The organism is Roseovarius sp. YIN77 (assembly GCF_057219155.1).
The window spans coordinates 73,548-99,062 of the sequence record NZ_JBXVVI010000009.1 but is presented as its reverse complement, the minus strand read 5'-3'; the positions used below and the strand labels follow the sequence as shown (position 1 = coordinate 99,062).

The window sequence follows — 25,515 nt, the reverse complement described above, 5'->3', positions numbered from 1 at the left end:
CAAAGCTCAACTAGTTGTTGCGGGCAATAACGAAGCGGGCCGCGTCCCGCAAGATATCTGCTTCTGGCCCGAAATCGCCCAATGCAGAAATCGCCCCATCAACCAACTCTTGCGCGCGTAATTTTGCACCTTCCAAGCCCAGCAGAGAGACAAAGGTTGCTTTGCCTTTATCGGCGTCTTTGCCAACGGCCTTTCCTGCGGCGTCTTCGTCGCCCTCGACATCCAGAATGTCGTCGGTGATTTGAAAGGCAAGCCCCAGGGAACGTGCGTATTGTCGCATGACATACGGATCTTCGCCGGCCAAAATAGGGCCGGCTTCTGCCGACCAACGGATCAAGCACCCGGTTTTGTTGCGTTGCAGCTCTGTGATTTCCGTAAGGGTTAGCGGTGTTGGCGCTGATTCAGCTGCGATATCCTGCGCCTGCCCCAAAACCATGCCACGCGCGCCGGCAGCATGTGCAAGGGTCATGACCAATTCCAACCGCCGTTCAGAAAATCCAAGTTCAGCATATGTCAAAAGCTCAAAAGCCATTGTTTGCAACGCGTCACCCGCCAAAACTGCCGTCGCCTCGTCCCATTTGACATGGACGGTGGGTCGGCCACGGCGCATGTCGTCGTCATCCATGCACGGCAGGTCATCATGGATCAGGGAATAGCTATGCAAAGCCTCGGCAGCGGCGGCAGCATAAACAGAAACTTTGGGTTCAATTCCATAAAGGCGCGCACTTTCAATGACCAGGAAGCCTCTTAACCCCTTGCCGCCTTGAACGGCATAAAGCATCGCGGCCTGAAGTCCGGGGCCGTGCAGGTTTTTCAGTATCGCGTCTAAAACGACCTGAACATACGCAGCATCTTCTTTCAGCCTTTCCTGAAACATTACGCATCATCCAGTGTTTGCAGGCCTTCAGGGTTGCCGTCCGGCCCCACAACAATTGCTGCGACTTTTTCTTCGGCCTCTTTCAGCTTTGCCTCGCAATGCTTTTTAAGCTCCGCGCCACGCTCGTAAAGCGTAATCGATTGGTCCAGCGGAACATCGCCCCGTTCAAGCTGTGTGACAACACCTTCCAGTGCTTTCATGGCTTCTTCAAAGCTCATCTGGTTAACCGCTTTGTCACTCATGCACCTTGCTCCATCAAGACTTGGACATGCGCCGCCGCAGATGTTGCGAGCGCGTCCAGATCATAACCGCCTTCCAAAGTAGAGACCACCCGCCCTTGGCTGGTTTCCGCCGCAACTTCGCAAATACGGCGGGTAAGCCAGGCGAAGTCTTCCGCTTCCCACATCAAATTGGCCAATGGGTCCGCCCGATGCGCATCAAATCCGGCGGATATCAGGATCAGTTCGGGCTCAAATTCCTGAACACGTGGGAGAATCATCGTGTCATAGGCATGTCGCATCGCCGACGATCCCGTTCCGGCACCCAATGGCACATTCAAAATATTATTGTGGATACCTGTCTCGTTGGACGCTCCGGAACCAGGGTAAAGGGGCATCTGATGGGTCGAAGAAAACAGGCATCCGCCCTCTTCCCACATCAAATCCTGTGTTCCGTTCCCGTGGTGAACATCAAAATCAATAATCGCGACCCGGGACAAGCCACGCCGAGTCAGCGCGTGTTTCGCAGCGATTGCGACATTGCCAAACAGGCAAAATCCCATTGCCGTTGCAGTTTCCGCATGATGCCCCGGAGGGCGACAGGCAACAAAGGCATTCTGGGCCTGCCCATCCAAAACGGCATCAACAGCAGCAACATTTCCCCCCACGGCCAGACGCGCGGCCCTGACAGATCCTTTCGTCACAAATGTATCACCATCTAGATTTGACCAGCCTGACATCGGTTCCGCCACGGTGATCTTGTGTAAATAATGTTCTGGATGGCACAAGAGGATATCAGAATCCGCACATTCCCGCGCATCCTGCCGGTTCAAATCCGAAAAGGCATCCGCAGAAAGCGCCTGGCGAATATGGTTAAGACGAGCAACCTGTTCCGGGTGGCCAGGAGGGTTGATATGCTCATCACAATCTGTGTGGGAAATGAATAGTGTTGTCATCCCTACTGATTATTGAAGAACCCCATCCGAAACAAGGTGATACCTTCGTGCCATAATGATTGTGACTCCGCTGGAAAGAGTTTGAATATCTGTTCACCTCGGGCATAATGTAGACACAAAAAAACGGGATAATCCCGATAAAGCAGTTCTTGAGGCAATAGAATGAAACAAATTCTTCTGGCAGTTAGCCTTACCGTTATGACCACATCATTGGCACAGGCGGCCGTGATTGAAAAAGCCTGTAAACAGTCCGATCGTCAGGCGGCAAACAATCAGTTATGCGGCTGTATTCAGGATGTGGCTGATTTGACATTAAACCGGGGGGAACAGCGCGTCGCGGCCAGCTTTTTTACTGATCCGGACAAGGCGCAGGCGGTTCGCCAATCCGACCGCCGCTCAGACGAGCAGTTCTGGCAAAAATACGTGAATTTCGGCAGCACTGCAGAGGCTTATTGCACCTTCTGAAGTTGTGATAGCAAACCATCAGCTGCGACCTCTATCAGGTCAAGCGCACCATCGAAATCGCGTGTGTAATAGGGATCGGGAACTTCTGACATTCCCGATGCAGGTGCGTAATCTGTCATCAAGTGAACTGGCGTTTCAGATCCAATCGGGCGGAGCGCTTCTATATTGGCGACATTGTTTTCATCCATGCCGATGATCAGATCGAATTGCTCAAAATCACGGGCGGAAAACTGTCGCGCACGCAATTTTGACATATCATAACCGCGCTTTGTCGCGGCTGTTTGCATCGGACCATAGGGTGCGTTGCCGATATGCCAACCAGCAGTTCCGGCGCTATCGATCACGAAATCAACACCCGCCGCACCAGCCCGCGCACGCATCACGGCCTCGGCACTTGGGGAACGGCAAATATTGCCCAAACAAACGAACAAGATGCGATGTGACATCAGGGAGCCCCGTTCAATTTGGTGGTGCGTTCCATCGCATCCTCAAAGCGTGACTGCCAACGCCCCATCGTCCAATATCCCAAGGGCTGCACCCCAATCCAAATCGCCGCCGTCAGGATAGCGGAAAGTTTTGCTGTATCTGAAAAACCGCTCCACCTCGTCTGAAACTGCGCAACGATAAGGAAAAACGCCCACAGCATCACAACTTGCATTGTTGTTCGAATGATGGGACTTGCCATAGTCGCCGGCACTAGGCCCAATCGAAAACCATGTTTTGGATCATGTGCAAATTTCGCAAGTGTACCGACAGTTACCCCACGCCTTGTTTCAAAGAAGCGCAGGCGATTTTTTCGAAACCCTTTTCCGGGTCGCAGAACATCAGAAAGCACCCATAAAAATGCAGGCGGTGGGCCATCCAACATTGACGATATAACATCCGGGGGGAGGCGTTGTTTGAAATGGTCCTGGTACCAGACCAAGAAATCCAACGCATCCTCGTCATCCACCCCTAAATCATCGGGCAAACTAGAGTCCGACCGAATGCTTGCCGGACGAATCGCGCATCGATTGACCAGATAGGCGACTATATCCTGCTCACACTGTTTTGCACTCATGCGGTCAGCTTAGAAAAGCTCGCTTGTCATTGAAACCCCGTCCAACGTTCCAGCGGCAATATTTATCGGACGGAAACGATGCGTGCCGTCCGATAAACGTCGAGGTTTGACCAAGCTCTACTCCATGTGGGCCGAAGGAGTGGATAAAGAGATTTTGGTTTCTTCTTCATCCATATCTTCTGGAATTTCCTCAAACAGCGGCGTCGACATGTAGCGTTCACCCGTATCCGGCAACATCGCCAAAATCACCGCCCCTTCAGGCGCGGTCTCGGCAATCTGAATGGCGACGGCAAATGTTGATCCACCAGAGACGCCGGTAAAAATGCCCTCTTGCGCGGCGAGTTTTCGCGCCCATTCCATACCTTTTGGCGCCGGTACGGGGATCAAATCGTCGTGAAAACCGGCATCCAATCCTTCTTGTAGTACCAGCGGTATAAAGTCCGGCGTCCAGCCCTGGATTGGATGTGGTTCAAACGCCGGATGGCTTTCGCCGGGGCTGCCATCTTCATTTCGTTTCTGTGGCGTGCCGCTTGAGATCAACGCAGCATTTGCAGGTTCAGACATGATGATCTTTGTCTCAGGGCGCTCCTTGCGCAGCACACGGCCTACACCTGTCATCGTGCCGCCCGTGCCATAACCGGTGACAAAATAGTCCAAACGCTCGCCCTCAAAATCGTTCATGATTTCTCTTGCTGTGGTCACTTCATGAATGTCGGCATTTGCGTCAGTTTCAAACTGTCGGGCCAGGAACCAACCATGTTTTTCGGCCAGTTCAACCGCCTTGTTATACATCCCAAACCCTTTTTGGGCGCGCGGCGTTAGGATGACCTTTGCGCCCAGCATCCGCATCAGGCGACGACGTTCTATCGAGAAACTGTCGGCCATTGTGACGACCAAAGGATAGCCTTTAGCTGCACAAACCATAGCCAGGCCAATGCCGGTATTACCGCTTGTCGCTTCGACCACGGTTTGTCCCGGTTTCAATGTCCCGTCACGTTCTGCCGCTTCGATAATGTTGACCGCAAGGCGATCTTTCACCGATGCCGCTGGATTGAAAGCTTCTGCCTTGACGTACATGCGCACATGGTCTGGCGCGATGTTGTTTATGCGAATGACGGGTGTATCGCCAATCGTGTCGAGCACGGAATCGTACAACTTTCCACGACCGTAGGTTTTCCGAATTTCGGACATGGTGCCCCCCTTTACTATTTCATCTTATGATAGTGGGGGCGGAGAACCCGTCGGTCAAGCAATCGAGATGAAGTTTACGACGCTGCCTGTGCCTGTGTTGTTGATATCTGTTCAAAGGCATCAAATGTCACAAAGAATGTCGTGCCAACGCCAGGCGTGCTGGTGAAATCAATCGACGCGTTGTGACGATCCAGAATGCGTTTCGAAATTGTCATGCCCAAACCTGTCCCGCCAATTGACCGGGTGTCCCCTGAATCGACTTGCGAGAATGGTTCAAATATCAGTTTTCGATTACCTGGATCGATACCGATCCCTTCGTCGCTGACAGAGATGACGATCTTGTTGCTGAGATTTCGGACATCCACGGTGATATTTGAACCAGATTCGGAAAATTTGATTGCATTTGACAAGATGTTTCCCATCACCTGCAACATGCGCGAATGATCGGCTCGGATCGCCAGATTTTCGTTTCTGCCAGTGCGCTGGATAGTTATCCCCGCAGATTGTGCCTGATGTGAAATGGCTGAGATCGCATCAGTGATAAGCGCCCAAGCGTTTACACTGGCGAAACGAAATTTCAGATCACTGCGGTCCATTTTTTGCATGTCCAAAAGGTCATTGATTAACAGCAACAAACGATCCGAATTTTTTCCTGCAAGTTCAAACAAGGGCGTCATCGTGACGGGGATGTCACCGAATCCACCTGACTTGATCAAATCCAACGACCCTTTGACCGAGGTCAGCGGTGTCTTCAGTTCGTGGCTGACGGTCGACAAAAACTGGCTCTTCGCCTCAGAGGCCTGAATCGCACGGTCACGCTCGACCTTCAGCTTATCCAATTGAACCAAGGTTTTCTTGTAGAGCAAAATGAAAATTCGCGAGCAATCGATAATGAAATACAACACGAAGGCGACGGTCAAAAACTGCAGCCACAAGAAAGATCCCAATGGCGGTTTTTCGATCACCAGATCCCTTAGAGGGATAAACAAGAAGGCCAGCCCATAGATCACCAGCTTGATCAAAATCAACTGTGGCAGCTGGTGGTTGTTCACAGCCGCAAACAGGGCGGCGGCAAACAATAAAAACAGTGGCGTAAAGTGGAAAGACGGTCCTTCGTACCAAGATATGATCACAGCAAACAGACTGATCGCAAGCGCACTGAATATCTGGCATAATGTGATGCTGGCCACATAGTATTTTGTCGGGAAATTTTCGTCGCGCTCGTCAGAAAGAATTTGTTTGGTAAAATACAGATCGAACATCTCTGACAACAGACAGATCAGATAGCACACCATCGCAAGAAAGGCGTTGTAGTAGGTGACGGTCATTACCGCGACGAGCAGAAAGATTGCCTGCCGTTGCCAGAACAATGTCAGACTTCCCTGAACGAAATCTTTCAGGCGCTGACGCATCCGGTAAGTTTCACCGCCCAACGGCTGATCTAGCTCTCCGTCCGGACGGACAAACAAACTATCAATAGCCACAGCCGTCTGGCGCGCTTTCACCCGCAGTTGGGTGGCACCCTGCCCTGTTATTGGATCCACCTGATAGTCAAATTCGGATGGGTCCAGATTAGTATGGCTTTGCAGATTCATGCACAACGCTCCATTCACCCGGAATATGTCCGCAAATTGAGATCGGAAAAGGGCAGAACTGAGCAATTCTTAAGATCATTGCCGTGTTGGTATGTGACTCACCAGCAGAATTGATTTTCCATCAACATTTCATAGGCCGCAATGAAGTTGGATCGATCAAGCATCACCAGCATCTTTGGTGCCGAAAATTCAGCGTTGATTGTGCCTGTCGACCGGTTCGATGTCCCGATATTGCCTGACGGAGAAAACTCAATCCCTTCAATTGGATATTCCAGTCCTGATGCCGTGCCACCAACCCGTCCCAAAGGATAGAACGACACCAGATCGCCCGGTGCTGTTCGCAGTTCCATTCGAGGGGGGGCCAAGAAGGTCACCATATCCGTTCCGATCAAAAGGCATCGTTGATCAGGATATTTGGCAAGTGCGGTCAACGTGGCCAATTCATGATCCAAACGCCGACCAGAAAACCCAATCCCCAAAATCAAAGGCGAATGGATGCGCGACAGGCATTTTTCAAAATCGGTTGTTTCCTGTTCCGAAATCTTATGCAACCGATCTGCAGGAATTCCCGCTATTGCAGTGGACGTGATCGAATCGAAATCGCCAATAACCGCATTGGGCATATGCCCTGCCTCCAGAACGGACACAGCGCCCCCGTCTGCGGCAACAACTTGCGTTCCAAGGCGTGTTACAAGCGTGAAATCGCTTGATCCTAGCTCCGCACCTCCGACAAGGATTACCGGCTGCGAATCATGTATAATGTGGTTTTTCATGGGCAACACGCTTGTTTATTGTTTCATGGTCACAATCTTGCCCGGAAATGATACCGGAAATTTCCAAGTTCTGTGCCCATACCAGACATGATGAGTTGTAAACAATGCGCTTGAAAATCGAAAGAAAGTGAGCCGCGTCATGGTTGGGGCCAATAAAATTCTGACAGTTTCCTACGGAACTTTCTCCTGCACGCTGGAGGGATTTGATGATTCCTTCGCAACAATGAAAGAAATCGCAGAGTATTTCAGGGACCTGGCAGCGCAAGACAGATATTTCGGCGCCGAACCACCGACCCCGGACACCGATATGCTGACCCGGATTGCTGAACGAGAGTCCCACAAGCCTGTCAGGGCCACGGTTGAAGACGACAATGTGATATTGCGCGTCGAAGACGCAAGCGCTGCCATTGATCCACAACAGCCTATCGAGACAACCGAATATTCCGAACCAGAAGTTGCGGCGCCGGCTATCAACGAACCACCAGCTTTTGAGGCGGCACCCGAACCTGCCCCCCAAGCTGCGTTGGTTGAGGCGGAAACCGTGGCCGAAAAACTCAGCCGAATTCGCGCTGTTGTGGCAAGAAACGAAAATGAGATTGCGACCAATGACGCGGAGACCGCCGAGTTGGAGGGCTTCCCCGCAGCTACTGAAGTCCAACCTTTGACAGATCTCCAACCAGAAAACGACTTCGCAAATATATCCGAGTTCTTCGAAACATCGGCGGAAAGCCCTTTTGCAGAACCAGCGGCCCAGACGGTGACTGATGAGTTTGAAACGATCGAACTGGATACAAGCGAGCCTGACATTTCATTTGAATCTGACGACGATGTGTCGCCAGCCGCGCCGGGCTTTGATGAAACTACTGATAGCGACCGGGTCGATGACTATGCGCAACCTCCTCTAAGGTCGATAAAGTCTGAACTGTTCGTACCGTTGCAAGATGACCAGTCAGAGTTTTTCGACGAAACATATGAAGATGACTCTCTGGATATACCGTCAGCTCTGGGCACAGCTGTGCCAGAGCAAAACGACCCGCCCGAAACATCACGCGGCCGATATGTCCTGTCCAATAACGATACCGAAGACAGTGCCGCGATGGAGCGTCTGTTAAAAGAGGCCGACACGCAGTTTTCAAACCCGGAAACGAGCCGGCGCAGATCAGCCATCTCACATCTGCGCGCAGCGGTTGCCGCAACAGTTGCGGAACGTAAAACAGTACCAGAGGCAAGCGACCCAAAACCGATGGAAGAAGATGCGTATCGCGCTGATCTGGCAGAAGTCGTTCGCCCGCAGAAATCATCAGCAGAGGCTAGTCAACCTCATGCAGATGAACGCCCTGCAACGCCGCCTTTGATGCTGGTTTCATCCCAAAGGGTAGATCATTCCAAAAGGTACGATGAGGATGAATCGGTCGAGGCAAGCACCTTGCGCGATCAGATCCGTGCACATACGCAATCCGATCACGCCACCGCCTCTGTCAATGTAGAAAATGACGAATCTCATGACGAAGATGATGAGAATATCTTTGCTTCGGATGCATCGTTTGCGAATTTTGTCGCTGCCACTGGGGCAAGCGAACTGGTTGACCTGTTGGAAGCAGCCGCGGCTTATACCCGTTTTGTCGAAGGTGTTCCGCAGTTTAAGCGGCCTCGCATCATGGCCCTGGTCGCGGGATATACTGGCAAAGACACCCACAGCCGCGAGGAGGGCCTGCGCGCATTTGGTGTTTTGTTGCGTGAGGGCCGTTTTGAAAAAGTCAAACGCGGGTATTTTCAGATCGCGGACTCGACCCGCTTTCGCCCCCATACTCGCGCCGCTGGCGAATAAGTTGTGCCGACAGATTCAGCGGGTCAGACCAGATTACTGCTCTGACCCGTTTTCTTTTCTTGTCGCTTCAGAATCGGCCTGCCCCACCCCGCGAAAGATGTACTTGAACGGCAGCGCCCACAGAATGCCCAGCGCGATATAGACGCCCAGTTCGACCCAGATAGGCGGTCGGCCCAGCCAGTTCATGATCGTTACTGCCATCACAACATAGGCAGGCAATCCAATCAGCAGGATTGCCAATGACCAGCGTTTGCGGGCTTTGTAACCTAACGCCATCAGTCGGCGAACGGATCAGTGACCAGAATCGTATCGTCACGTTCCGGGCTGGTGGACAACAGCGCAACCGGACAGTCGATCAGTTCCTCCACCCGGCGTACATATTTGATCGCATTGGCGGGCAGATCGGCCCATCTGCGGGCGCCTTCTGTGGATTCAGACCAGCCTGGCACGGTTTCATAGATCGGCTTGCAGCGCGCCTGTTGATCTGACGCTGTCGGCAGATAGTCCAGCCGTTCGCCATCCAGATCATAGGCGACGCAGATTTTCAGTTCTTCAAACCCATCCAGAACATCCAGTTTGGTCAGGGAAATTCCGTTGACACCAGACGTCGCGCAAGTTTGACGCACCAACGCGGCATCAAACCAACCACAACGGCGCTTGCGCCCGGTTGTGGTCCCGAACTCGTGACCGCGTTCGCCCAATCGCTGGCCATCTTCGTCTTCCAGCTCTGTCGGGAACGGTCCCTCGCCCACACGCGTGGTGTAGGCCTTGACGATACCCAGCACGTAATCGATCGAGCCCGGGCCAATGCCCACACCTGTCGCTGCTTGCCCGGCAATCACATTAGAGGACGTCACAAACGGATAGGTGCCAAAATCAATATCCAGCAAAGCGCCTTGTGCGCCTTCAAACAGGATGCGTTTGCCCGCCTTTCGTTTTTCATTCAGCACCTTCCAGACCGGTGCGGCAAAAGGCAGAATTTGGCCCGCGATTTCCTTAAGCTGGGCAACCAAAGCATCCCGGTCAATCGGATCAATCCCCAAACCCTTGCGCAGCGGGTCGTGGTGTTGCAGGGCGCGGTCCACGCGCGCCTCCAACGTTGCCTCATCCGCCAAATCGGCAACCCGCACAGAACGCCGGCCAACCTTGTCTTCATAAGCTGGCCCAATGCCTCGACCGGTCGTACCGATCTTTATGCCCTTGCTGGCAGCCTCTTCGCGCGCACGATCCAATTCGCCATGGATTGGCAGGATCAGCGGCGTGTTTTCTGCGATCATCAAGGTTTCGGGCGTGATTTCCACCCCCTGATCCCGAATGGTGGCGATCTCTTTCATCAGATGCCAAGGGTCCAGCACCACACCGTTGCCGATCACACTCAGCTTTCCACCGCGCACAACCCCTGACGGCAAAGCGTGAAGTTTGTAGACCTTGCTGTCGATCACGAGGGTATGGCCTGCGTTGTGACCACCCTGGAACCGTGCAATTACATCTGCGCGTTCGCTGAGCCAGTCAACGATCTTCCCTTTTCCCTCGTCACCCCACTGGGCGCCGACGACAACAACATTGGCCATAACAATCCTCGGAATCTGGTGAAACCCGCACCCCTATAACGGTTGCATGCCAAGCTTGGAACCTAGAAAGTGCGCTATGTGTCAAGAATACCGTTTTGTAAGGGGAGTATTTGGTGATGGGGTATCTGATCCGTTGGCTATGTGCCTTTGTTCTGCTGGCACTGACGTTCAATCCGACGTCGTTCAACTATATCACGTGGGCCCGGACGGCATATGACAGCCAGTTGCCCTTTGTCATTCTGCTCGGGCTTTTGCTGTTTGTCGTATATATCATTTACCTGCGGGCGACGCTGCGTTCGATCGGGGTGTTTGGAATGGCTCTGATTCTTGCAATCACCGGGGCATTGATATGGGTTCTTGTCGATTGGGATATCCTGAGCCTGTCGAGCCAGGGCCTGATGACCTGGATCGTCCTGATTGCCCTATCTCTGGTACTGGGAATTGGCCTCAGTTGGAGCCACGTGCGTCGCGCCCTTTCGGGCCAATCTGACATGGATGATGTCGATGAATGACCCCCACAGCAAATTCGCCCGACAGAAGGGGTTGCGAGCCGGATACGGAGCGCGTAGATAACCGCATCGAACAGCTATAGTCGGACGCCCCATGGAAAACGTCATCCTTGTCATTCACCTGATCCTAGCGCTTGGCCTGATTGGCATTGTGCTGCTGCAACGCTCCGAAGGCGGCGGCTTGGGCATGGGTGGCGGCGGCGGTGGTGGCGCTATGTCTGGACGGGCAGCGGCGACAGCACTGGGCAAACTGACCTGGCTGTTGGCGATTGCCTTTATCGGTACATCGATTGCACTGACAATCGTTGCGGCCCAAAACTCTGCCGGATCTTCGGTCATTGATCGACTGGGCGTTCCCACATCTGGCGGAGATGCAGGCGGATTGTTGCCAGAAGGCGAAAGCCTTTTGCCACCTTCTGCAAGCGATGAACCGCTCGCTCCAGCGCGGGCCGACGAATAGAAATAACCACTACAAATTGCTTTTGGGGCACTATGCCCCGCAGCATCTTGCGGTCCTGTTGCGTGTTCGATGCGAATCCGTTATAGGTTAAATCCCGTGATGCTGTGGTTTTTTGCGAACCGTTTTGCATGACAGAAAACAGACAATCACGGGGGATGCCAAACGCATGGCACGGTACATATTCATTACAGGCGGTGTTGTTTCTTCCCTCGGTAAAGGGTTGGCATCAGCCGCGTTAGGGGCATTGCTGCAAGCCCGTGGATACTCTGTCAGACTGCGCAAGCTCGATCCTTACTTGAACGTCGATCCCGGCACCATGTCGCCCTTTGAACATGGCGAGGTGTTCGTCACCGATGATGGCGCCGAAACTGATCTGGATTTGGGTCACTACGAGCGTTTCACCGGCGTATCGGCGCGCAGTTCCGATTCTGTCAGCTCTGGCCGGATCTATTCCACCGTGTTGGAGAAGGAACGTCGCGGCGATTATCTGGGCAAGACAATTCAGGTCATTCCCCATGTAACCAATGAGATCAAAGAGTTCATCAATATCGGTGATGACGAGGTTGATTTCATGCTGTGCGAAATCGGCGGCACGGTTGGTGATATCGAGGGTCTGCCTTTTTTCGAAGCGATCCGCCAATTCAGCCAGGACAAGCCGCGCGGGCAATGTATTTTTATGCATCTGACACTGCTGCCATTCATCGCAGCCTCTGGTGAGTTGAAGACAAAACCAACCCAGCATTCGGTCAAGGAATTGCGCTCTATTGGCATCGCACCGGATGTTCTGGTGTGCCGTTCTGAGGGGACAATCCCCAATAAAGAAAGAGAAAAACTCGCGCTCTTCTGCAATGTGCGCCCCGAAAGCGTAATCGCCGCCCAGGATCTGAAGTCGATCTATGAGGCGCCTCTCGCATATCACCGTGAGGGTCTGGATCAGGCGGTTCTGGATGCGTTTGGCATTGCACCCGCACCAAGGCCGGATCTGGCCCGTTGGCAGGATGTGTCGGACCGGATTTTCAATGCCGAGGGTGAGGTCAAGGTGGCCATTGTCGGCAAATACACCCAGTTGGAAGACGCATACAAATCCATCGCCGAGGCGCTGACTCATGGCGGCATGGCCAACCGGACACGGGTGAAGGTCGAATGGGTGGATGCAGAGCTTTTTGATCGCGAAGACGCGGCGCCCCATCTGGAAGGGTTCCACGCGATCCTGGTTCCTGGTGGCTTTGGCGAGCGCGGAACCGAGGGTAAGATCAAGGCCGCACAGTTCGCCCGTGAACGCAAAGTGCCCTATCTGGGCATCTGTCTGGGGATGCAGATGGCGGTGATCGAGGCGGCCCGAAATGTCGCCGATCTGACCGATGCAGGATCAGAAGAATTTGACCACGAAGCCGGGGAAAAACGTTTCACCCCAGTGGTTTACCACCTGAAGGAATGGGTGCAGGGCAACCACAAAGTGCGTCGAAAAGTGGGGGACGACAAGGGCGGAACGATGCGCCTGGGGGCCTATAACGCCACCCTGACTGAAGGGTCGAAAGTGGCCGATGTTTACGCCTCTACCTCGATCGAGGAACGTCACCGCCACCGCTATGAGGTGGATCTGAAATATCGTGAAAAGCTTGAAAATTGCGGCCTGAAGTTTTCGGGCATGTCCCCGGATGGACGCCTGCCAGAGATTGTTGAATGGGAAGATCACCCCTGGTTCATTGGCGTTCAATTCCACCCGGAACTGAAGTCAAAACCATTTGAGCCGCACCCGTTGTTCGCAGATTTCATCCGCGCTGCGGTGGACACATCCCGACTTGTCTAACCACTTAAATCGACCAAAAACCGGGGTCTGCAACACGACTGCATAACGTCGGTATTGCGACGGTGTGATTTAAAGGCAAACGTCTGCTCTGTGGCAATCGACGTAGTGCGGATTGGCGGCGGACCAAAACACGGCAAGCATTGCGCTTAGAAACTTTGAAGCGACTGCGCATGTTATTGATACAGGCCATCCGATTTTGGCGCTGTTATCTTTAGACTATCATGTTGTGATCGATTGAGCGTTTTCGTGAAGAATGGGGAGTTCTCCCTATACGGAGGACGATCGCCTTCGGGTTAGAGAAGTGGTGTCTGGTGGTCAGCTGGCTGCCAGTGACACACAGACACGAAGGGTTACAAAAACATGTCCAGAATTTCTTATGTCGTGCAGTTTACCATCAATAATGGCGAAGCTGACAAATTCAAATCCATGGCGAGCGGCTTTGCCTCAACTGTCCAAGCAAATGAACCCGGTACTCTGGGATATCAATGGTGGATGGGCGAAGACGGCACGCATTGTCTTCTTGAGGAGACGTTTGAAAGCTCCGAAGCACTTCTGACCCACTTGGGAAATGTCGGCCCGAGCCTGCCGGAGTTATTGGAGATTGCGCCAATCACGCGGCTGGAAGTTCGCGGCGAAGCATCGCCAGCAGCGCGCGAGGCTCTCGCTGGGCTTGGAGCCTCACATTTTGCACATATGGTTGGTTTCGACAGGTAGTCGGCGCCTGTCCAGCGCTCGAATAAAAATGCGTGCAAGGCTGACACGAAGCCTGCACGCGTTTGTCGGCATGACACCGGACCAGTAGTTTCAAAGCGAGAAAATTGACCCACCAAGGTCCAAAGAAATAAACGACTGAATGACTTGTTGCCCAATGTAGGTTTTGCCAGACGGAAGGCAGAACGGCGTTTTTGGGCACAAGCTGGTAGTCTAATTTTTTCAGTCAACCATGATAGTCAACCCGACGAGGCGAACGACCGTTGAGCCGGACAAAGCGGCCGTTCAATACGGCTCTTGTATACATCCTCCGAAGGCCTGACTTTTCAATAGGCTTCGTATCGGCACTAAATAAGCGTCCGTCCTCAACAAGCAAAGAAGTACATAATCTGCGCGTTCAGTATCTAGGTAACTAAAATTTTCACCCAACATTTCTTGAACGGAATGCAATGGTTCCAAGCTCGTGCAATTAGCTTCTTCACTACAAATTGAAGTAACCACGTTTCTTTGAATTTCTGAAAGTAAGTGAGAATACAGTACGGCCCTTTCCTCATCCCAAGACGCTGCCATCTTTATGGCAATCTTTCTCCCGGCAAGTTCTGACCAAGTGTACGCCCTTATTGCATCACTCCAAACAGTCGCGCGTTGTGTTTCAACTAAGGCTTCCAACGCAGAGCCCCGTCGAACAAGGTCGGATATTTCTGAAAGAAAACTCGATAGCTTGAGATGCTTATGAGTAATTAAAAACTCGGCTAGTTGGTGGCATTCCGAACCGCTAGCGTTGTAATCGCCGTCTAGAAAGGAACGGTAACCACTGCAAACGTCCACTTGATCGAACAAACCATCGCGGTTGTTGACCTCAGCCGGTGCTGAAACTGGAAATGTAGCTACGGCGAAACCACCGCAAAAAACAGCTAATCTACTATAAAATTTCAGAGTATTAATCATGGTTATCTCAACTTAACTTTCGTTGTCTCAAGATCATAGGTCTTTCTAAGCAACAAGGAGACTACTGCCTGATCTGGATGTACGATTGGTGCATTGAAGAATTTCATCTCTTGGCCGTCGAATGCCCGCTCTGGCATCAAAGCCGACATCATCCCAGGCAGCGTATGATTCTGTAGCACTTTCTCTGACGCTCGCCGATCTCTGCCATTGGCAGATTGGTACCTCTGTCCTATATCCCCCTTATGTTTGGTCAATTTCTCAGCCGCCTGACGGCCCCGCAACCTGATCCTTTCACTGATGGCGATGCACGCTTGGCGCTGGCGGCGTTATTGGTGCGGATTGCCCGCACGGATGGCGATTATCATGCTGATGAAATTGCCCGGATCGATCAGGTTCTGCGTGCCCGGTATGATCTGTCCCCTTTTGAGGTGGTCGAACTGCGCAAGGACGCAGAAGGGTTGGAGGCTGAGGCGCCTGATACAGTCCGTTTCACCCGGGCGATCAAGGATGCGGTGCCTCATTTGGATCGCGTTGGCGTGATCGAGGCCTTGTGGTTGGTGGTTTTGGCCGATGGCGTGCGCGACCACGAGGAGGACGCACAACTGCGGCTATTGGCCAATCTGCTGGGCGTCAATGATCGCGACAGTGCGTTGGCCCGTCAACGTGTTCAGGCAAAACTGGGATGATCGCCCAGCTGGGCATGTATGACCGGCCCTCCACCCGGGCGGCAAATGATAAGTTCTGGTCTTTGATCCGCGATGCGCTTGGCTATGGACCCTCACATCTGGATCGCAACATGCCCGTGACCCGGGGGTGGTTGCATCCCGATCTACTGTTGTCACAAACCTGCGGCTATCCATTTCGGGCGCATCTGGCGGGCAAGGTTACACTGATCGGCACCCCGGATTATGGGCTGGAGGATTGCCCGCCGGGGCATTACCGATCCGTCTTTGTCGCGCGGGCGGACGATCCACGAGACCAGTTGGCTGAATTCGATACTGCGCGATTTACCTATAACGAGGCACTGTCCCAATCGGGTTGGGCGGCCCCGCGTCACCATGCGGATCAGATTGGCATACGGTTTGGAACATTGCTGCAGTCGGGTGCGCATGAATTGTCGGCTCGGGCGGTTTGGGAAGGGCGTGCCGATTTTGCATCTTTGGACGCATTGACCTGGGAATTGATCAAGGCTGACAGTCCTTGGGCCGCAGGGCTGAAGGTGATCGGATATACCGCGCCGACGCCGGTTTTGCCCTATATCAGCGCACTTGGTTTCGACCGGCAGGAATTGTTTGACGCCATCGATACGGCCATTACCCAGTTGCCAGAGGACAGCCGCGACCGGCTCCATCTGCGCGGGATCGTATCCATCCCGAAAGAGGACTACCTTTCGGTGCCGACACCTGCCTCACCTGACGAAATGTAAAGCCGGGCTGGTCATATTGAACAGATTACCCCACGTCACGCAGAATTCATCGTTGCAATTGACCATAATATCGGGACTATTGCCTGACCACTCACAATGAAAATGCGGCTCGTGTGACCCAACAGACCACTCCTGTCATAGAAATTCGTGACCTCCACAAGGCCTATGGGCCATTGGAAGTCTTAAAAGGTATCAGTCTTACCGCACACAAGGGCGATGTCATTTCGCTAATCGGATCGTCCGGATCCGGCAAATCAACCTTGCTGCGCTGTTGCAACCTGCTGGAAGACAGCCAACAAGGCGACATTTTGTTCGAGGGCGAACCCGTCAAGTGGAAGGGCGCTGGTCTGGCCCGTCAGCCGGCCGACAGGGAACAGTTGCGGCGCATTCGTACCAATCTGTCGATGGTCTTTCAGCAATTCAATCTTTGGTCTCACATGACCATTTTGCAGAACGTGATGGAGGCCCCGGTCACTGTTTTGGGGCGTGACCGCGAAGAGGTCGAAACCAAGGCCCGCGAATATCTGGCCAAAGTGGGTATTGGCGATAAATGTGATGTCTATCCGGCGCAATTGTCAGGAGGCCAGCAACAGCGCGCCGCAATTGCACGCGGGCTGTGTATGGAACCGCGGGCGCTTTTGTTTGACGAACCCACATCAGCATTGGACCCGGAACTGGAACAAGAAGTTGTTCGGGTGATCAAATCGCTGGCCGAGGAAGGCCGGACTATGCTGATCGTGACACATGACATGAAAATGGCGGCGGATGTGTCCGACCATGTCATTTTCTTGCACCAAGGCCTCATCGAAGAAGAAGGCCATCCAAAAGAATTGTTCGGCAATCCCAAAACCGAACGACTGCGCGGTTTCTTAAGTGCAACCGCCGCTTAAACCACTCAATGGGAGAGAGTAAAAATGAAAAAAATTATCTACACAGCTGCTGTGCTGGCCCTGACGGCTGGCATGGCCACTGCGGAAACTGTACGTCTGGGGACCGAAGCGGCCTATCCTCCGTGGAACTTCATCAATGACTCTGGTGAAGTAGACGGGTTCGACATCGCCGTCGGAAATGAAGTCTGCGCGCGCGCCGAGCTGGATTGTGAATGGGTAACCAATGAATGGGATTCAATCATTCCGAACCTTGTCTCTGGCAACTATGACGCAATCATTGCCGGTATGTCGATCACCGATGAGCGCGATGAAGTAATTGATTTTACGCAAAACTATTCGCAACCCGATCCATCTGCCTATTTGGCAACCGCCGATGGCGTTGACCTGATGGGTGGCGTGATCGCTGCGCAAACCGGCACCATTCAGGCAGGATATGTGGCTGAATCCGGCGCGACGCTGGTCGAATTTGCATCGCCCGACGAAACTATTGCCGCTGTGCGCAATGGCGAAGCTGATGCAGTTCTGGCCGACAAGTCTTTCCTTGAGCCGATTGCTAACGAAGATGGCGGCCTGATGATCGTCGGGGATGACGTGATGCTGGGCGGCGGCGTTGGCATGGGCTTACGTGAAAGCGATGCAGAACTGCGCGGTAAGTTCGACGCAGCCATTCAGTCAATGAAAGAGGATGGCACCCTGAACGCTTTGATCGAAAAATGGGGCGTCGGCGCGACGTTCTGATCTGGCATCACATAGCGGGGTCCTTGTGACCCCGCAAATTTTGCGAAGTCCATGTTTCCATATTGCACCGATCCTGACACACTTTCTGGCCTGACCTGGCTGTCATGCTACCTGACCACAGGCAAGCATGTTGCGATCTATTATTCGGTCATTGTGGTTCTGGTTTTGCTGGCGATAACCGCACCTGCAGCCCTGATGTTCGGGTTTGGCGGGGCTATGGCTGCCCGCTCGCATATCCCGCCACTGCGCTGGCTGGGCAAGGGATATACGTCGATCGTGCGCGGCGTGCCCGATATCGCATTTTTCCTGTTTTTCGTCATCGCCCTTGACCAGGCCTTTGAATGGACGCGCCACAAGGTCAAATGCCCGGATTGGCCGGAACCCATTCGTCAGGGCAGCGATTTCGTGGTCTGTGAGGCCGCCAAGTTGCCATTGGGAACATCGCCGCAATGGGTGCATGAAACCTATGGGTTTTTTCTGGCAGTCCTGACATTTTCCATCGTTTTTGGCGCCTTTGCCGCCAACGTCCTATATGGCGCAATGCGCGCCGTACCGCATGCGCAGATCGAAACGGCAGAGGCCTACGGTCTGTCCCAACGCCAGGCTTTTTGGCGGATCACTGTGCCGCAAATGTGGGTCTTTGCCCTGCCCGGCCTGTCAAACCTGTGGATGGTTCTGATCAAGGCGACGCCCTTGCTGTTCCTGCTGGGCGTTGAGGATATCGTTTACTGGGCGCGCGAATTAGGGGGGGCAAAAACCGCGAAATTCACTGATTACCCGCATCCCGATTGGCGCATGTGGTATTTTCTGGCGCTGCTGATTTTCTACCTCGCCTTTACCAAAGTCTCGGAAGTTGCTCTTGGCCGGATCATGAAGCGTCTGACCAAAGGACAGGCCACTGCTGCCGGCGAAGCCCAGAGAAAGGCCGCCGCATGAGTTGCTGGGAAACTGTCATAGATTACGGGTTCCGGTCGATCGGCATCGGTGAACGCCTACTGCCACGATCGGATTTCACCCTGTGTCAGCAATTCACGCTGATCGGATCTGGGATGATCTGGAATATCTATTTCGGCGTGCTGGCCTTGTTGACCGGATTTTTCATGGCAACAACAGTCGCAGTGGCGAAAAGTGCCGCGAACCCGCTGATCCGAAAACCGGCGGAATGGTTCATCTTTGTCTTTCGCGGCTCGCCGCTGTTTATCCAATTCTTCTTTGCCTATTTCCTGTTTCTCAGCCTGAAATCCGTCAGCCCGTTCTTTGACGTGTTCACCAGCGCCTGGCTGGGCGCGTTGATCGTGTTGTTTTTAAACACTGCGGCCTATAGCGGAGAGATCTTTTATGGCGCGCTCTTGTCGATCCCCAAGGGCGATACAGAGGCGGCCGATGCCTATGGTCTAACCGGTTGGCCCCGGTTCAAACGGATCGTCTGGCCCACGATGATGCGGCTGGCCTGGCCTGCCTATACGAACGAGGCGATCTTTCTATTTCACGCCACCACTCTGGTTTATTTCTCTGGCTTTCCGGCCTGGCAGCAAAAGGGTGACGCGCTCTATTACGCCAACTATTTCGCTGACAAGACCTTCAACCCCTTTGTGCCCTATCCGATCCTTGCGGGTTATTTCATCTTGCTGACTTTGGTGGTGATCGGATTTTTTGGAATGGTGAACAAGCGGCTCAACCGTCACTTGCCACAGGACAAACGGCGCAAGCTGCGGATCCGCCCGCAGGTAATCCGCTAAGCTTTTCGGAAAGACTTCCTACAGTTTGGACAGTTTCGACTGAAGCTCGGCAAGTTGCTGACGAATGGCTTTCAGCTCTTCGCTGGTTTCGTCCTTGTCGTTGGCCTCTGGTGTTTGCGGTGCAGCATCGCCCGCCGTCCCCCAGGCATTTGTCATCGCGTTGATGAACGCTTCTTGCTGCGCGCGCATCGCCTCGAACCCCGGCATATTGGCCATTGGATTAATGGTGCCGATGTTTTCCATCATCTTGCTTTGGCCTTCGCGCAGCATTTCAAACGAGCTGGCCAGAAACTCTGGCACCACGCTTTGCGCCTGGGTTGAATAGCTGCGCACCAGATCCGTCAGGACGTTGATCGGCAGGACATTTTCACCACGGCTTTCGTGTTCGGCGATGATTTGCAACAGATATTGACGGGTCAGATCATCGCCGGTTTTCAGATCGACAATCTGCACCTCGCGCCCTTCCCGGATAAACCCGGCGATATCTTCCAACGTCACATAATCGGAGCTTTCGGTATTGTATAACCGACGGCTGGCATAGCGTTTGATCAGGAGCTGTTTATCATTACTGGACACGGCAAGATTCCTTCTGCAGTGCAGAGAGATTAGGTCAGCCCCACATAATTGCAAGAAAAAGAAAAGGCGGGCCCAAACGGACCCGCCTAATTCACAGCGCTTAAGGGAGGAGGCGCGCTGTTATTCGTCAGTCACTTACTTAGAAGCAGCTTTGGCAGCTTTGGTGACTTCGTCGGTGGCTTTCTTGACAGCAGTTGTTGCGTCTTCGCCCAGTTCTTTGCCAGCAGCCAGGATCAGTTCAACGGTTTCCATCTGAACTTTTTTGGCAACTTCAGCAAAGGCAGCCATGTTTTCGGCAGCTTGCTCTGCAGAAGCAGATGCGAAGTCGGTGATCGATTTGCTGTAATCGGTCGGCTCTGCTTTGACAGTGGAAACATCGCCCAGACGCGCAATGGTGTCTTTGGTCCATTTCGAAGAAATCTCAGCGGATTGTTCAGCTGCGCTCAGGGCAACTTTGGACATTTTTTCGCCCAGGACAGCCTGAGATTTGAAAGCGTCTTGAAAAGCTTTGGTGTCTACCGGGAATGCGCCCAGCATATCTTGCATGACTTTGGTGAAGTCTTGTTGTGCTTTTGCCATTTTAATCACTCCTAGTCCGTGGGGAGGGAAAGAAGGGAGAGGAGAGGCCCACGGGAATTCATCTTGTGAGAACTATATACATGCTGCACTGCAGCATTTCAAGGTTTTTTCTGCAGTGCAGCATAATTTTAAAATGATTTAATTTCAATCGCTTCTGAGATTCTTTACATAAATCCCGGGTGCCGGACACAACGGTGGGTGGTTGGAATCACCCGGAAGGCGAGCCGGAACCTGTTCACCGGATTTCGCAGAAAGCCATTTTTCCCAGCGTGGCCACCACGAACCATCATTGAATTTAGCGCTGGCCAGCCATTCCTCGGCGCTCTTCAGCGGCCCGGTATTGGTGTAGTGCCCATATTTCTTTTTCGACGGTGGGTTGATGATCCCGGCGATGTGGCCTGATTCAGACATGATAAAGGTCTTTGACCGCGACCCGAATTGTCTGATCCCTTCAAAGCTTGCGCGCCACGGGGCGATGTGATCGGTTTCGCAGCCTATCGCACAAACCGGAACATCAATATCGCCGAGTTGCAACAGCTCATCAAACAGTTCAATCCCACCATCGGCAAACCGGTTTTTCTGGCACAGTTTGCGCAGATAATCCTTGGCCATGCAGCCAGGCAAATTGGTGCTGTCCCCGTTCCAGTAGAGCAGGTCAAAGGCCGGCGGGGCCTCCCCCATCATGTAGCTTTTGATCGCGGGTCCGTAGATCAGGTCGTTTGAACGTAGATAGGAAAAGGTGCGCGACATGAAATAGGATTTCAGGATGCCGTCCTGATCGATCTGCCGTTCAATGCCGTCGACGAAATCATCCTGCAAAAAGACGGCAAATTCGCCCTGATCGCTGAAATCCGTGAGGGTGGTGAAGAATGTCGCTGATTTCACCGACGTATCGCCGCGTTTTTTCATCAGCGCCAAGGTCATCGACAGGGTGGTGCCAGCGATGCAATAGCCGATCGCATTGACTTCTGGCTCACCAGTGATGGATTTGACCTCGTTGATCGTCGTCAAATAGCCCTCTTCGATGTAATCTTCGAGGCTGACATCGGCATAGCTTTCATCCGGGTTCACCCAGCTGACAACAAAGACAGTGTAACCCTGTTCAACAATCCAATTGATCAGGGAATTTGCCGGTTTCAAATCCAGAATGTAGAATTTGTTGATCCAGGGCGGGAAGATGACAAGCGGGGTCTTGTGGACGGTTTCGGTCTTGGGGGTGTATTGGATCAGCTCCAACAACCGGTTGCGATAGACAACTTCGCCCGGTGTGGTGGCAATGTTCTTGCCGAGTTCAAAGGCGTCCTTTTCCGCCAGGGTCACCAACAGATCACCATCATTGGCCTCTAAATCCCGAACGAGATTTTCCAACCCTTTGACCAGCGATTCCCCTTCGGTTTCTACCGCGCGTTCCAACGCATCCGGGTTGGTGGCCAGAAAATTCGTTGGGGCCAGCATGTCAATGATCTGATCGGTGAAATAAGTCAGGCGTTGGCGATCCTTGTCATCCAGATCCTCGACCGCGCTGACGGCATTGCGCATCGCATCGGCATTGGTTTGGTATTGCTGGCGGACAAAGCTGAAATAGGGATGGGTACGCCACAGCGGATTGGCAAAGCGCCGGTCCTTGAACGCAATTTCCGGGGCTGGCGATTCGACCTGGCCTGCAACCATTGCCTGCTGCATATCCACGAAATGCTGCAAGGTCTGGGCCCAATAGCCCACCTGGGTTTCATAAATCTTGGCCGGATCGGTCACCATTTGCGACCAAAGCGCCGCGCCGGTTTTCATATAAAGATCCTGACCCGGACCTTCCAAAGCGGGATTAACGTCGGCTTTTTTCGACAATGCAGCCATGAGGCGCTGTGTCAGCTCCTCTGCCCTGGCCAGGTTTTGCTGCATTGCTTCCAGCTGGGCCGGCGTTTGATCCTTTTCAAAAATGTCGTGATCACTTGCCATTATGAAATTTCCTGACTAGCTTACGCTGCAACTGCAGCATAAGCATATATCATTACGCCAGTGTGACAAAGCGGCGAATTGATGCGGGCGCGACAAAGGAAGCTGAAATGCGATACATGGCCACCTACGACCTGATGGAAACCATGCGCAATACCAACCAATGGTTAGGGGCCACGGCGCTGGCAGCGGCCTCTTACCCCTGGACCGGGCTGATGCCGCATCCGTTTTTCAAAACGATGGCAGCCTGGGGCGAGGTGACCGAGCGCACATTCGCCCGCATGGTGGCCAAGCCAGATTGGAACATCCAAACCGTCGTCAGCGATGATGGGCGCGACCACATCGTAAACATCGACCATGAAATATCTCGCCCCTTTGGCGATTTGATCAGGTTTTCCGTGCAAGGGCGCCCGGAAAAGAAACGCCGCGTGCTGCTGGTTGCCCCGATGTCCGGCCACTATGCCACGCTATTGCGGTCAACCGTGGCAAGCCTGTTGCCCGATTGCGAGGTCTGGATCACCGATTGGCACAATGCCCGCGATATCCCGGTTTCCGCAGGCAAGTTCGATATCGAGGATTATACGCTGTATCTGGTGGATTTCCTGCGCCATCTGGGGCCGGATACACATGTGATCGCAGTGTGCCAGCCGGTGCCGCTGGCCCTGGCGGCAACCGCCTATCTGGCGCAAGAAGAGCCCGATGCCCAACCGCGCAGCCTGACATTGATCGGTGGTCCGGTCGACCCGGACGCCGCGCCAACCGACGTGACGGATTTTGGTCGGCGGGTGACGATGGGCCAGCTTGAAGAAACTGCCATTCAGCGTGTTGGATTCAAATATGCAGGTGCTGGACGGATGGTCTATCCCGGCCTTCTGCAGCTCGCTTCCTTTATTTCAATGAATGCGGAACGCCATGCCACATCCTTTGGCGAACAAATCCTGCGGGTGGCCAAAGAAGAGGCAGGCGATCACGACAAGCACAACAGGTTTTACGATGAGTATCTGGCGGTGATGGATATGACCGCAGAGTTTTACCTGTCGACGGTTGAGCGGATTTTCAAAAAGCGAGAGATCGCCCGCAATGAGTTTATCGTGGCCGGCAAAAAGGTCGACATTGCCGCGATCACTGATGTGGCGGTTAAAACCGTCGAAGGCACCAAGGACGACATCAGCGCGCCGGGACAGTGTATTGCCGCATTAGAACTTCTGACCGGGTTGCCTGAGGACAAAAAAGCCAGCCATGTGGAGCCTGACGCAGGTCACTACGGGATTTTTGCAGGCAAGAGCTGGCGCAACAACATCCGACCATTGGTATTGGAGTTTATCGACGCCAACACCAAACGCCCGCGGCGACGCGCCAAGGCAAAGTTGAAAGCGGTTTAACCCAGCAGAACGCCTGCGGCGCACGGTTTTGATCTCGCCTCCGGCGGGAGTATTTCAACCAAAAAGAAACGAGGATGGCGTGTTTCAGGCGCCATTCCATTGAAATTCGCCGGCAGATCCCAGCGGTGAGAATGGGTTGAAGGCGATCTCCCACAGATGGCCGTCAGGATCGGCAAAATAGCCGTGATAGCCGCCCCAGAATACGTCTTGGGCCGATTTGACGATCCGCCCGCCTGCCTGTTCGGCCCGGGTCAGAAGCGGTGCGACCTCTTCCTTGGTACGCAGGTTATGGGCCAGTGTGATGCCGGAAAATCCGGTGATTGACGTCTCTTCTATTCCCAGTTCCTGCGCCAGCATCGACTTGGGATAAAGCCCAAGCGTCTGGCCGATCAAATCAAAGGCGACAACGCCAGCCGGGCTATCGACCGGTTGCCAGCCCAACGCCGTGTAAAATGCGGCAGACCGTTCAATGTCAGAAACGCCAAGGGTGATTAGGCTTACACGTTGTTCCATTTTCTAGCTTTCCAGAGTGTCGAGAATTGCGGTTTCGATCAGCGCTAAGCAGTCGGGTGATGAAAACCGGTGATCTGCCCCTTTCACCAGCGTCAGGCGGATATCATCCCCATTGGCGTGTTCCATCAGCCGAAGTGCCACGGATTGATCCACATCGGCATCCGCCGTGCCTTGCAGGAACCGAGTTGGAAAGGTCAGCAGCAGCGGATCGCGCAGGACCAACTGATCGCGGCCATCTTCGATCAGTTTGCGGGTGATCACATAGGGTTCATCATAGTCGGAAGGCAGCAGAACGCGGCCGTTTTCCTCCAGCTCTTTGCGTTGAGCGGCGTCAAATCTGGCCCACATGCTGTCCTCGGTAAAATCGGGGGCGGCAGCGATGCCGACCAGCCCGGCAATGCGATCGGGAATGGCGCGGGCGGTCAAAAGGGAAATCCAGCCGCCCATGGACGAACCAACCAGCACCAACAGCCCACGTGTCACCGCAGAAATGACGGCAATCGCATCATTGGCCCAGTCACCGATTGATCCATCCTCGAACGCCTCGGACGATTCGCCGTGACCGGAATAGTCAAAGCGCAGAAAGGCCTGCCCGCGAGCGCGGGCCCAGGCCTCCAGATGGACGGCTTTGGTGCCTTCCATATCGGATTTGAACCCACCCAGAAACACCACGCAAGGTGATTTGCCATGGGTGTAGTGATAGGCCAATTTGCGACCCTGATCGGTGGTGATGAAATCTGCCATTTG

The 25,515-nt window shown here is 53.5% G+C and carries 29 protein-coding genes; 13 read left to right on the top strand and 16 right to left on the bottom strand.

Translation table 11 applies throughout. The features are described 5' to 3' along the window. Nucleotides 1–10 precede the first annotated feature (10 nt). From AC2D8P_RS10045 to AC2D8P_RS10035, 3 genes are read right to left on the bottom strand one after another with little or no spacing between them, the layout of a single operon-like run. A complete protein-coding gene (locus AC2D8P_RS10045) occupies nucleotides 11–877 on the bottom strand; it encodes a polyprenyl synthetase family protein (protein WP_484702432.1) in 867 nt (288 codons plus the stop codon). Continuing rightward, complete coding sequence (locus tag AC2D8P_RS10040) at nucleotides 877–1,119, bottom strand: exodeoxyribonuclease VII small subunit (RefSeq protein WP_484702430.1); 243 nt, start codon at nucleotides 1,117–1,119, stop codon at nucleotides 877–879. The genes AC2D8P_RS10045 and AC2D8P_RS10040 overlap by 1 nt, the downstream gene beginning before the upstream one ends. Then, complete coding sequence (locus tag AC2D8P_RS10035) at nucleotides 1,116–2,051, bottom strand: histone deacetylase family protein (RefSeq protein WP_484702429.1); 936 nt, start codon at nucleotides 2,049–2,051, stop codon at nucleotides 1,116–1,118. The genes AC2D8P_RS10040 and AC2D8P_RS10035 overlap by 4 nt, the downstream gene beginning before the upstream one ends. Nucleotides 2,052–2,213: 162 nt before the next feature. Here AC2D8P_RS10035 and AC2D8P_RS10030 point away from each other — a divergent pair, with 162 nt between their 5' ends. After that, nucleotides 2,214–2,516, top strand: a complete 303-nt coding sequence (locus tag AC2D8P_RS10030) for a hypothetical protein (RefSeq protein ID WP_484702427.1) — start codon at nucleotides 2,214–2,216, stop codon at nucleotides 2,514–2,516. On the opposite strand, the gene AC2D8P_RS10025 is transcribed toward AC2D8P_RS10030, so the two are convergent. From AC2D8P_RS10025 to AC2D8P_RS10005, 5 genes are all read right to left on the bottom strand, one after another. Continuing rightward, nucleotides 2,501–2,962, bottom strand: a complete 462-nt coding sequence (locus AC2D8P_RS10025) for a low molecular weight protein-tyrosine-phosphatase (protein WP_484702425.1) — start codon at nucleotides 2,960–2,962, stop codon at nucleotides 2,501–2,503. The genes AC2D8P_RS10030 and AC2D8P_RS10025 overlap by 16 nt on opposite strands. Further along, the gene (locus tag AC2D8P_RS10020) at nucleotides 2,962–3,576 is read right to left on the bottom strand and encodes an acyl carrier protein (protein WP_484702424.1); all 615 of its coding nucleotides are present in this window, start codon (nucleotides 3,574–3,576) and stop codon (nucleotides 2,962–2,964) included. The genes AC2D8P_RS10025 and AC2D8P_RS10020 overlap by 1 nt, the downstream gene beginning before the upstream one ends. Before the next feature lie 117 nt (nucleotides 3,577–3,693). After that, complete coding sequence (gene cysK / locus AC2D8P_RS10015) at nucleotides 3,694–4,767, bottom strand: cysteine synthase A (RefSeq protein WP_484702422.1); 1,074 nt, start codon at nucleotides 4,765–4,767, stop codon at nucleotides 3,694–3,696. A gap of 74 nt (nucleotides 4,768–4,841) precedes the next feature. Beyond that, a complete protein-coding gene (locus tag AC2D8P_RS10010; protein ID WP_484702420.1) occupies nucleotides 4,842–6,362 on the bottom strand; it encodes a sensor histidine kinase in 1,521 nt (506 codons plus the stop codon). Nucleotides 6,363–6,460: 98 nt separating this feature from the next. Beyond that, nucleotides 6,461–7,135, bottom strand: coding sequence for a thiamine diphosphokinase (locus tag AC2D8P_RS10005; RefSeq protein ID WP_484702417.1), 675 nt, complete (start codon nucleotides 7,133–7,135; stop codon nucleotides 6,461–6,463). A 139-nt stretch (nucleotides 7,136–7,274) separates the two neighbouring features. Between AC2D8P_RS10005 and AC2D8P_RS10000 the strand changes: the two genes are divergently transcribed. Further along, nucleotides 7,275–8,963 carry a hypothetical protein gene (locus AC2D8P_RS10000; protein WP_484702415.1) on the top strand — a complete coding sequence of 563 codons (1,689 nt, stop codon included), beginning with the start codon at nucleotides 7,275–7,277 and terminating at the stop codon, nucleotides 8,961–8,963. Nucleotides 8,964–8,996: 33 nt separating this feature from the next. Here AC2D8P_RS10000 and AC2D8P_RS09995 read toward each other — a convergent pair whose 3' ends face one another. Together AC2D8P_RS09995 and AC2D8P_RS09990 are read right to left on the bottom strand one after the other, a co-directional pair. Beyond that, nucleotides 8,997–9,239 carry a DUF2842 domain-containing protein gene (locus AC2D8P_RS09995; RefSeq protein ID WP_484702411.1) on the bottom strand — a complete coding sequence of 81 codons (243 nt, stop codon included), beginning with the start codon at nucleotides 9,237–9,239 and terminating at the stop codon, nucleotides 8,997–8,999. After that, nucleotides 9,239–10,534 carry an adenylosuccinate synthase gene (locus AC2D8P_RS09990; RefSeq protein WP_484702408.1) on the bottom strand — a complete coding sequence of 432 codons (1,296 nt, stop codon included), beginning with the start codon at nucleotides 10,532–10,534 and terminating at the stop codon, nucleotides 9,239–9,241. The genes AC2D8P_RS09995 and AC2D8P_RS09990 overlap by 1 nt, the downstream gene beginning before the upstream one ends. A gap of 116 nt (nucleotides 10,535–10,650) precedes the next feature. Here AC2D8P_RS09990 and AC2D8P_RS09985 point away from each other — a divergent pair, with 116 nt between their 5' ends. From AC2D8P_RS09985 to AC2D8P_RS09970, 4 genes are all read left to right on the top strand, one after another. Continuing rightward, a complete protein-coding gene (locus tag AC2D8P_RS09985) occupies nucleotides 10,651–11,046 on the top strand; it encodes a DUF6524 family protein (RefSeq protein ID WP_484702405.1) in 396 nt (131 codons plus the stop codon). Nucleotides 11,047–11,137: 91 nt separating this feature from the next. Further along, on the top strand, nucleotides 11,138–11,503 hold the full coding sequence (gene secG, locus AC2D8P_RS09980) for a preprotein translocase subunit SecG (RefSeq protein ID WP_484702403.1): 366 nt from the start codon (nucleotides 11,138–11,140) through the stop codon (nucleotides 11,501–11,503). A gap of 166 nt (nucleotides 11,504–11,669) precedes the next feature. After that, complete coding sequence (pyrG, locus tag AC2D8P_RS09975) at nucleotides 11,670–13,313, top strand: CTP synthase (RefSeq protein ID WP_484702401.1); 1,644 nt, start codon at nucleotides 11,670–11,672, stop codon at nucleotides 13,311–13,313. Nucleotides 13,314–13,673: 360 nt separating this feature from the next. Continuing rightward, nucleotides 13,674–14,027, top strand: coding sequence for a putative quinol monooxygenase (locus tag AC2D8P_RS09970; RefSeq protein ID WP_484702399.1), 354 nt, complete (start codon nucleotides 13,674–13,676; stop codon nucleotides 14,025–14,027). Between the two features lie 282 nt (nucleotides 14,028–14,309). Here AC2D8P_RS09970 and AC2D8P_RS09965 read toward each other — a convergent pair whose 3' ends face one another. Next, nucleotides 14,310–14,972: a hypothetical protein gene (locus tag AC2D8P_RS09965; RefSeq protein ID WP_484702397.1), complete on the bottom strand. Its 663-nt coding sequence runs from the start codon at nucleotides 14,970–14,972 to the stop codon at nucleotides 14,310–14,312. Between the two features lie 242 nt (nucleotides 14,973–15,214). On the opposite strand from AC2D8P_RS09965, the gene AC2D8P_RS09960 reads away from it, so the two are divergent. The 6 genes from AC2D8P_RS09960 (at nucleotide 15,215) to AC2D8P_RS09935 (ending at nucleotide 19,765) form a co-directional block, all read left to right on the top strand. Then, nucleotides 15,215–15,658 carry a tellurite resistance TerB family protein gene (locus AC2D8P_RS09960; RefSeq protein WP_484702395.1) on the top strand — a complete coding sequence of 148 codons (444 nt, stop codon included), beginning with the start codon at nucleotides 15,215–15,217 and terminating at the stop codon, nucleotides 15,656–15,658. Then, the gene (locus tag AC2D8P_RS09955; protein WP_484702393.1) at nucleotides 15,655–16,398 is read left to right on the top strand and encodes a phosphate/phosphite/phosphonate ABC transporter substrate-binding protein; all 744 of its coding nucleotides are present in this window, start codon (nucleotides 15,655–15,657) and stop codon (nucleotides 16,396–16,398) included. The genes AC2D8P_RS09960 and AC2D8P_RS09955 overlap by 4 nt, the downstream gene beginning before the upstream one ends. A 113-nt stretch (nucleotides 16,399–16,511) precedes the next feature. Continuing rightward, on the top strand, nucleotides 16,512–17,288 hold the full coding sequence (locus AC2D8P_RS09950) for an ABC transporter ATP-binding protein (RefSeq protein WP_484702390.1): 777 nt from the start codon (nucleotides 16,512–16,514) through the stop codon (nucleotides 17,286–17,288). 24 nt (nucleotides 17,289–17,312) lie between these two features. Next, entirely contained in the window at nucleotides 17,313–18,026 is a 714-nt protein-coding gene (locus AC2D8P_RS09945; RefSeq protein WP_484702388.1) for a transporter substrate-binding domain-containing protein, read from the top strand. Nucleotides 18,027–18,077: 51 nt separating this feature from the next. Continuing rightward, the gene (locus tag AC2D8P_RS09940) at nucleotides 18,078–18,962 is read left to right on the top strand and encodes an ABC transporter permease (protein WP_484702386.1); all 885 of its coding nucleotides are present in this window, start codon (nucleotides 18,078–18,080) and stop codon (nucleotides 18,960–18,962) included. Further along, complete coding sequence (locus tag AC2D8P_RS09935) at nucleotides 18,959–19,765, top strand: ABC transporter permease (RefSeq protein WP_484702384.1); 807 nt, start codon at nucleotides 18,959–18,961, stop codon at nucleotides 19,763–19,765. Before AC2D8P_RS09940 ends, AC2D8P_RS09935 begins: the two co-directional genes overlap by 4 nt. 18 nt (nucleotides 19,766–19,783) lie before the next feature. Here AC2D8P_RS09935 and phaR read toward each other — a convergent pair whose 3' ends face one another. The 3 genes from phaR to phaC all read right to left on the bottom strand — a co-directional run bounded on the left by phaR (nucleotide 19,784) and on the right by phaC (nucleotide 22,876). Beyond that, nucleotides 19,784–20,341, bottom strand: coding sequence for a polyhydroxyalkanoate synthesis repressor PhaR (phaR, locus tag AC2D8P_RS09930; RefSeq protein ID WP_484702382.1), 558 nt, complete (start codon nucleotides 20,339–20,341; stop codon nucleotides 19,784–19,786). A 135-nt stretch (nucleotides 20,342–20,476) separates the two neighbouring features. Further along, nucleotides 20,477–20,920 carry a phasin, PhaP gene (locus AC2D8P_RS09925; RefSeq protein ID WP_484702380.1) on the bottom strand — a complete coding sequence of 148 codons (444 nt, stop codon included), beginning with the start codon at nucleotides 20,918–20,920 and terminating at the stop codon, nucleotides 20,477–20,479. 144 nt (nucleotides 20,921–21,064) lie between these two features. Continuing rightward, on the bottom strand, nucleotides 21,065–22,876 hold the full coding sequence (gene phaC / locus AC2D8P_RS09920) for a class I poly(R)-hydroxyalkanoic acid synthase (protein ID WP_484702378.1): 1,812 nt from the start codon (nucleotides 22,874–22,876) through the stop codon (nucleotides 21,065–21,067). 107 nt (nucleotides 22,877–22,983) lie between these two features. Here phaC and phaZ point away from each other — a divergent pair, with 107 nt between their 5' ends. After that, complete coding sequence (gene phaZ, locus AC2D8P_RS09915) at nucleotides 22,984–24,255, top strand: polyhydroxyalkanoate depolymerase (protein ID WP_484702376.1); 1,272 nt, start codon at nucleotides 22,984–22,986, stop codon at nucleotides 24,253–24,255. Nucleotides 24,256–24,339: 84 nt separating this feature from the next. Here the strand turns inward: phaZ and AC2D8P_RS09910 are convergent, their stop codons facing one another. Together AC2D8P_RS09910 and AC2D8P_RS09905 are read right to left on the bottom strand one after the other, a co-directional pair. Then, nucleotides 24,340–24,768, bottom strand: coding sequence for a VOC family protein (locus AC2D8P_RS09910; protein WP_484702374.1), 429 nt, complete (start codon nucleotides 24,766–24,768; stop codon nucleotides 24,340–24,342). Between the two features lie 3 nt (nucleotides 24,769–24,771). Beyond that, on the bottom strand, nucleotides 24,772–25,512 hold the full coding sequence (locus AC2D8P_RS09905) for an alpha/beta hydrolase (RefSeq protein ID WP_484702372.1): 741 nt from the start codon (nucleotides 25,510–25,512) through the stop codon (nucleotides 24,772–24,774). Nucleotides 25,513–25,515 lie beyond the last annotated feature (3 nt).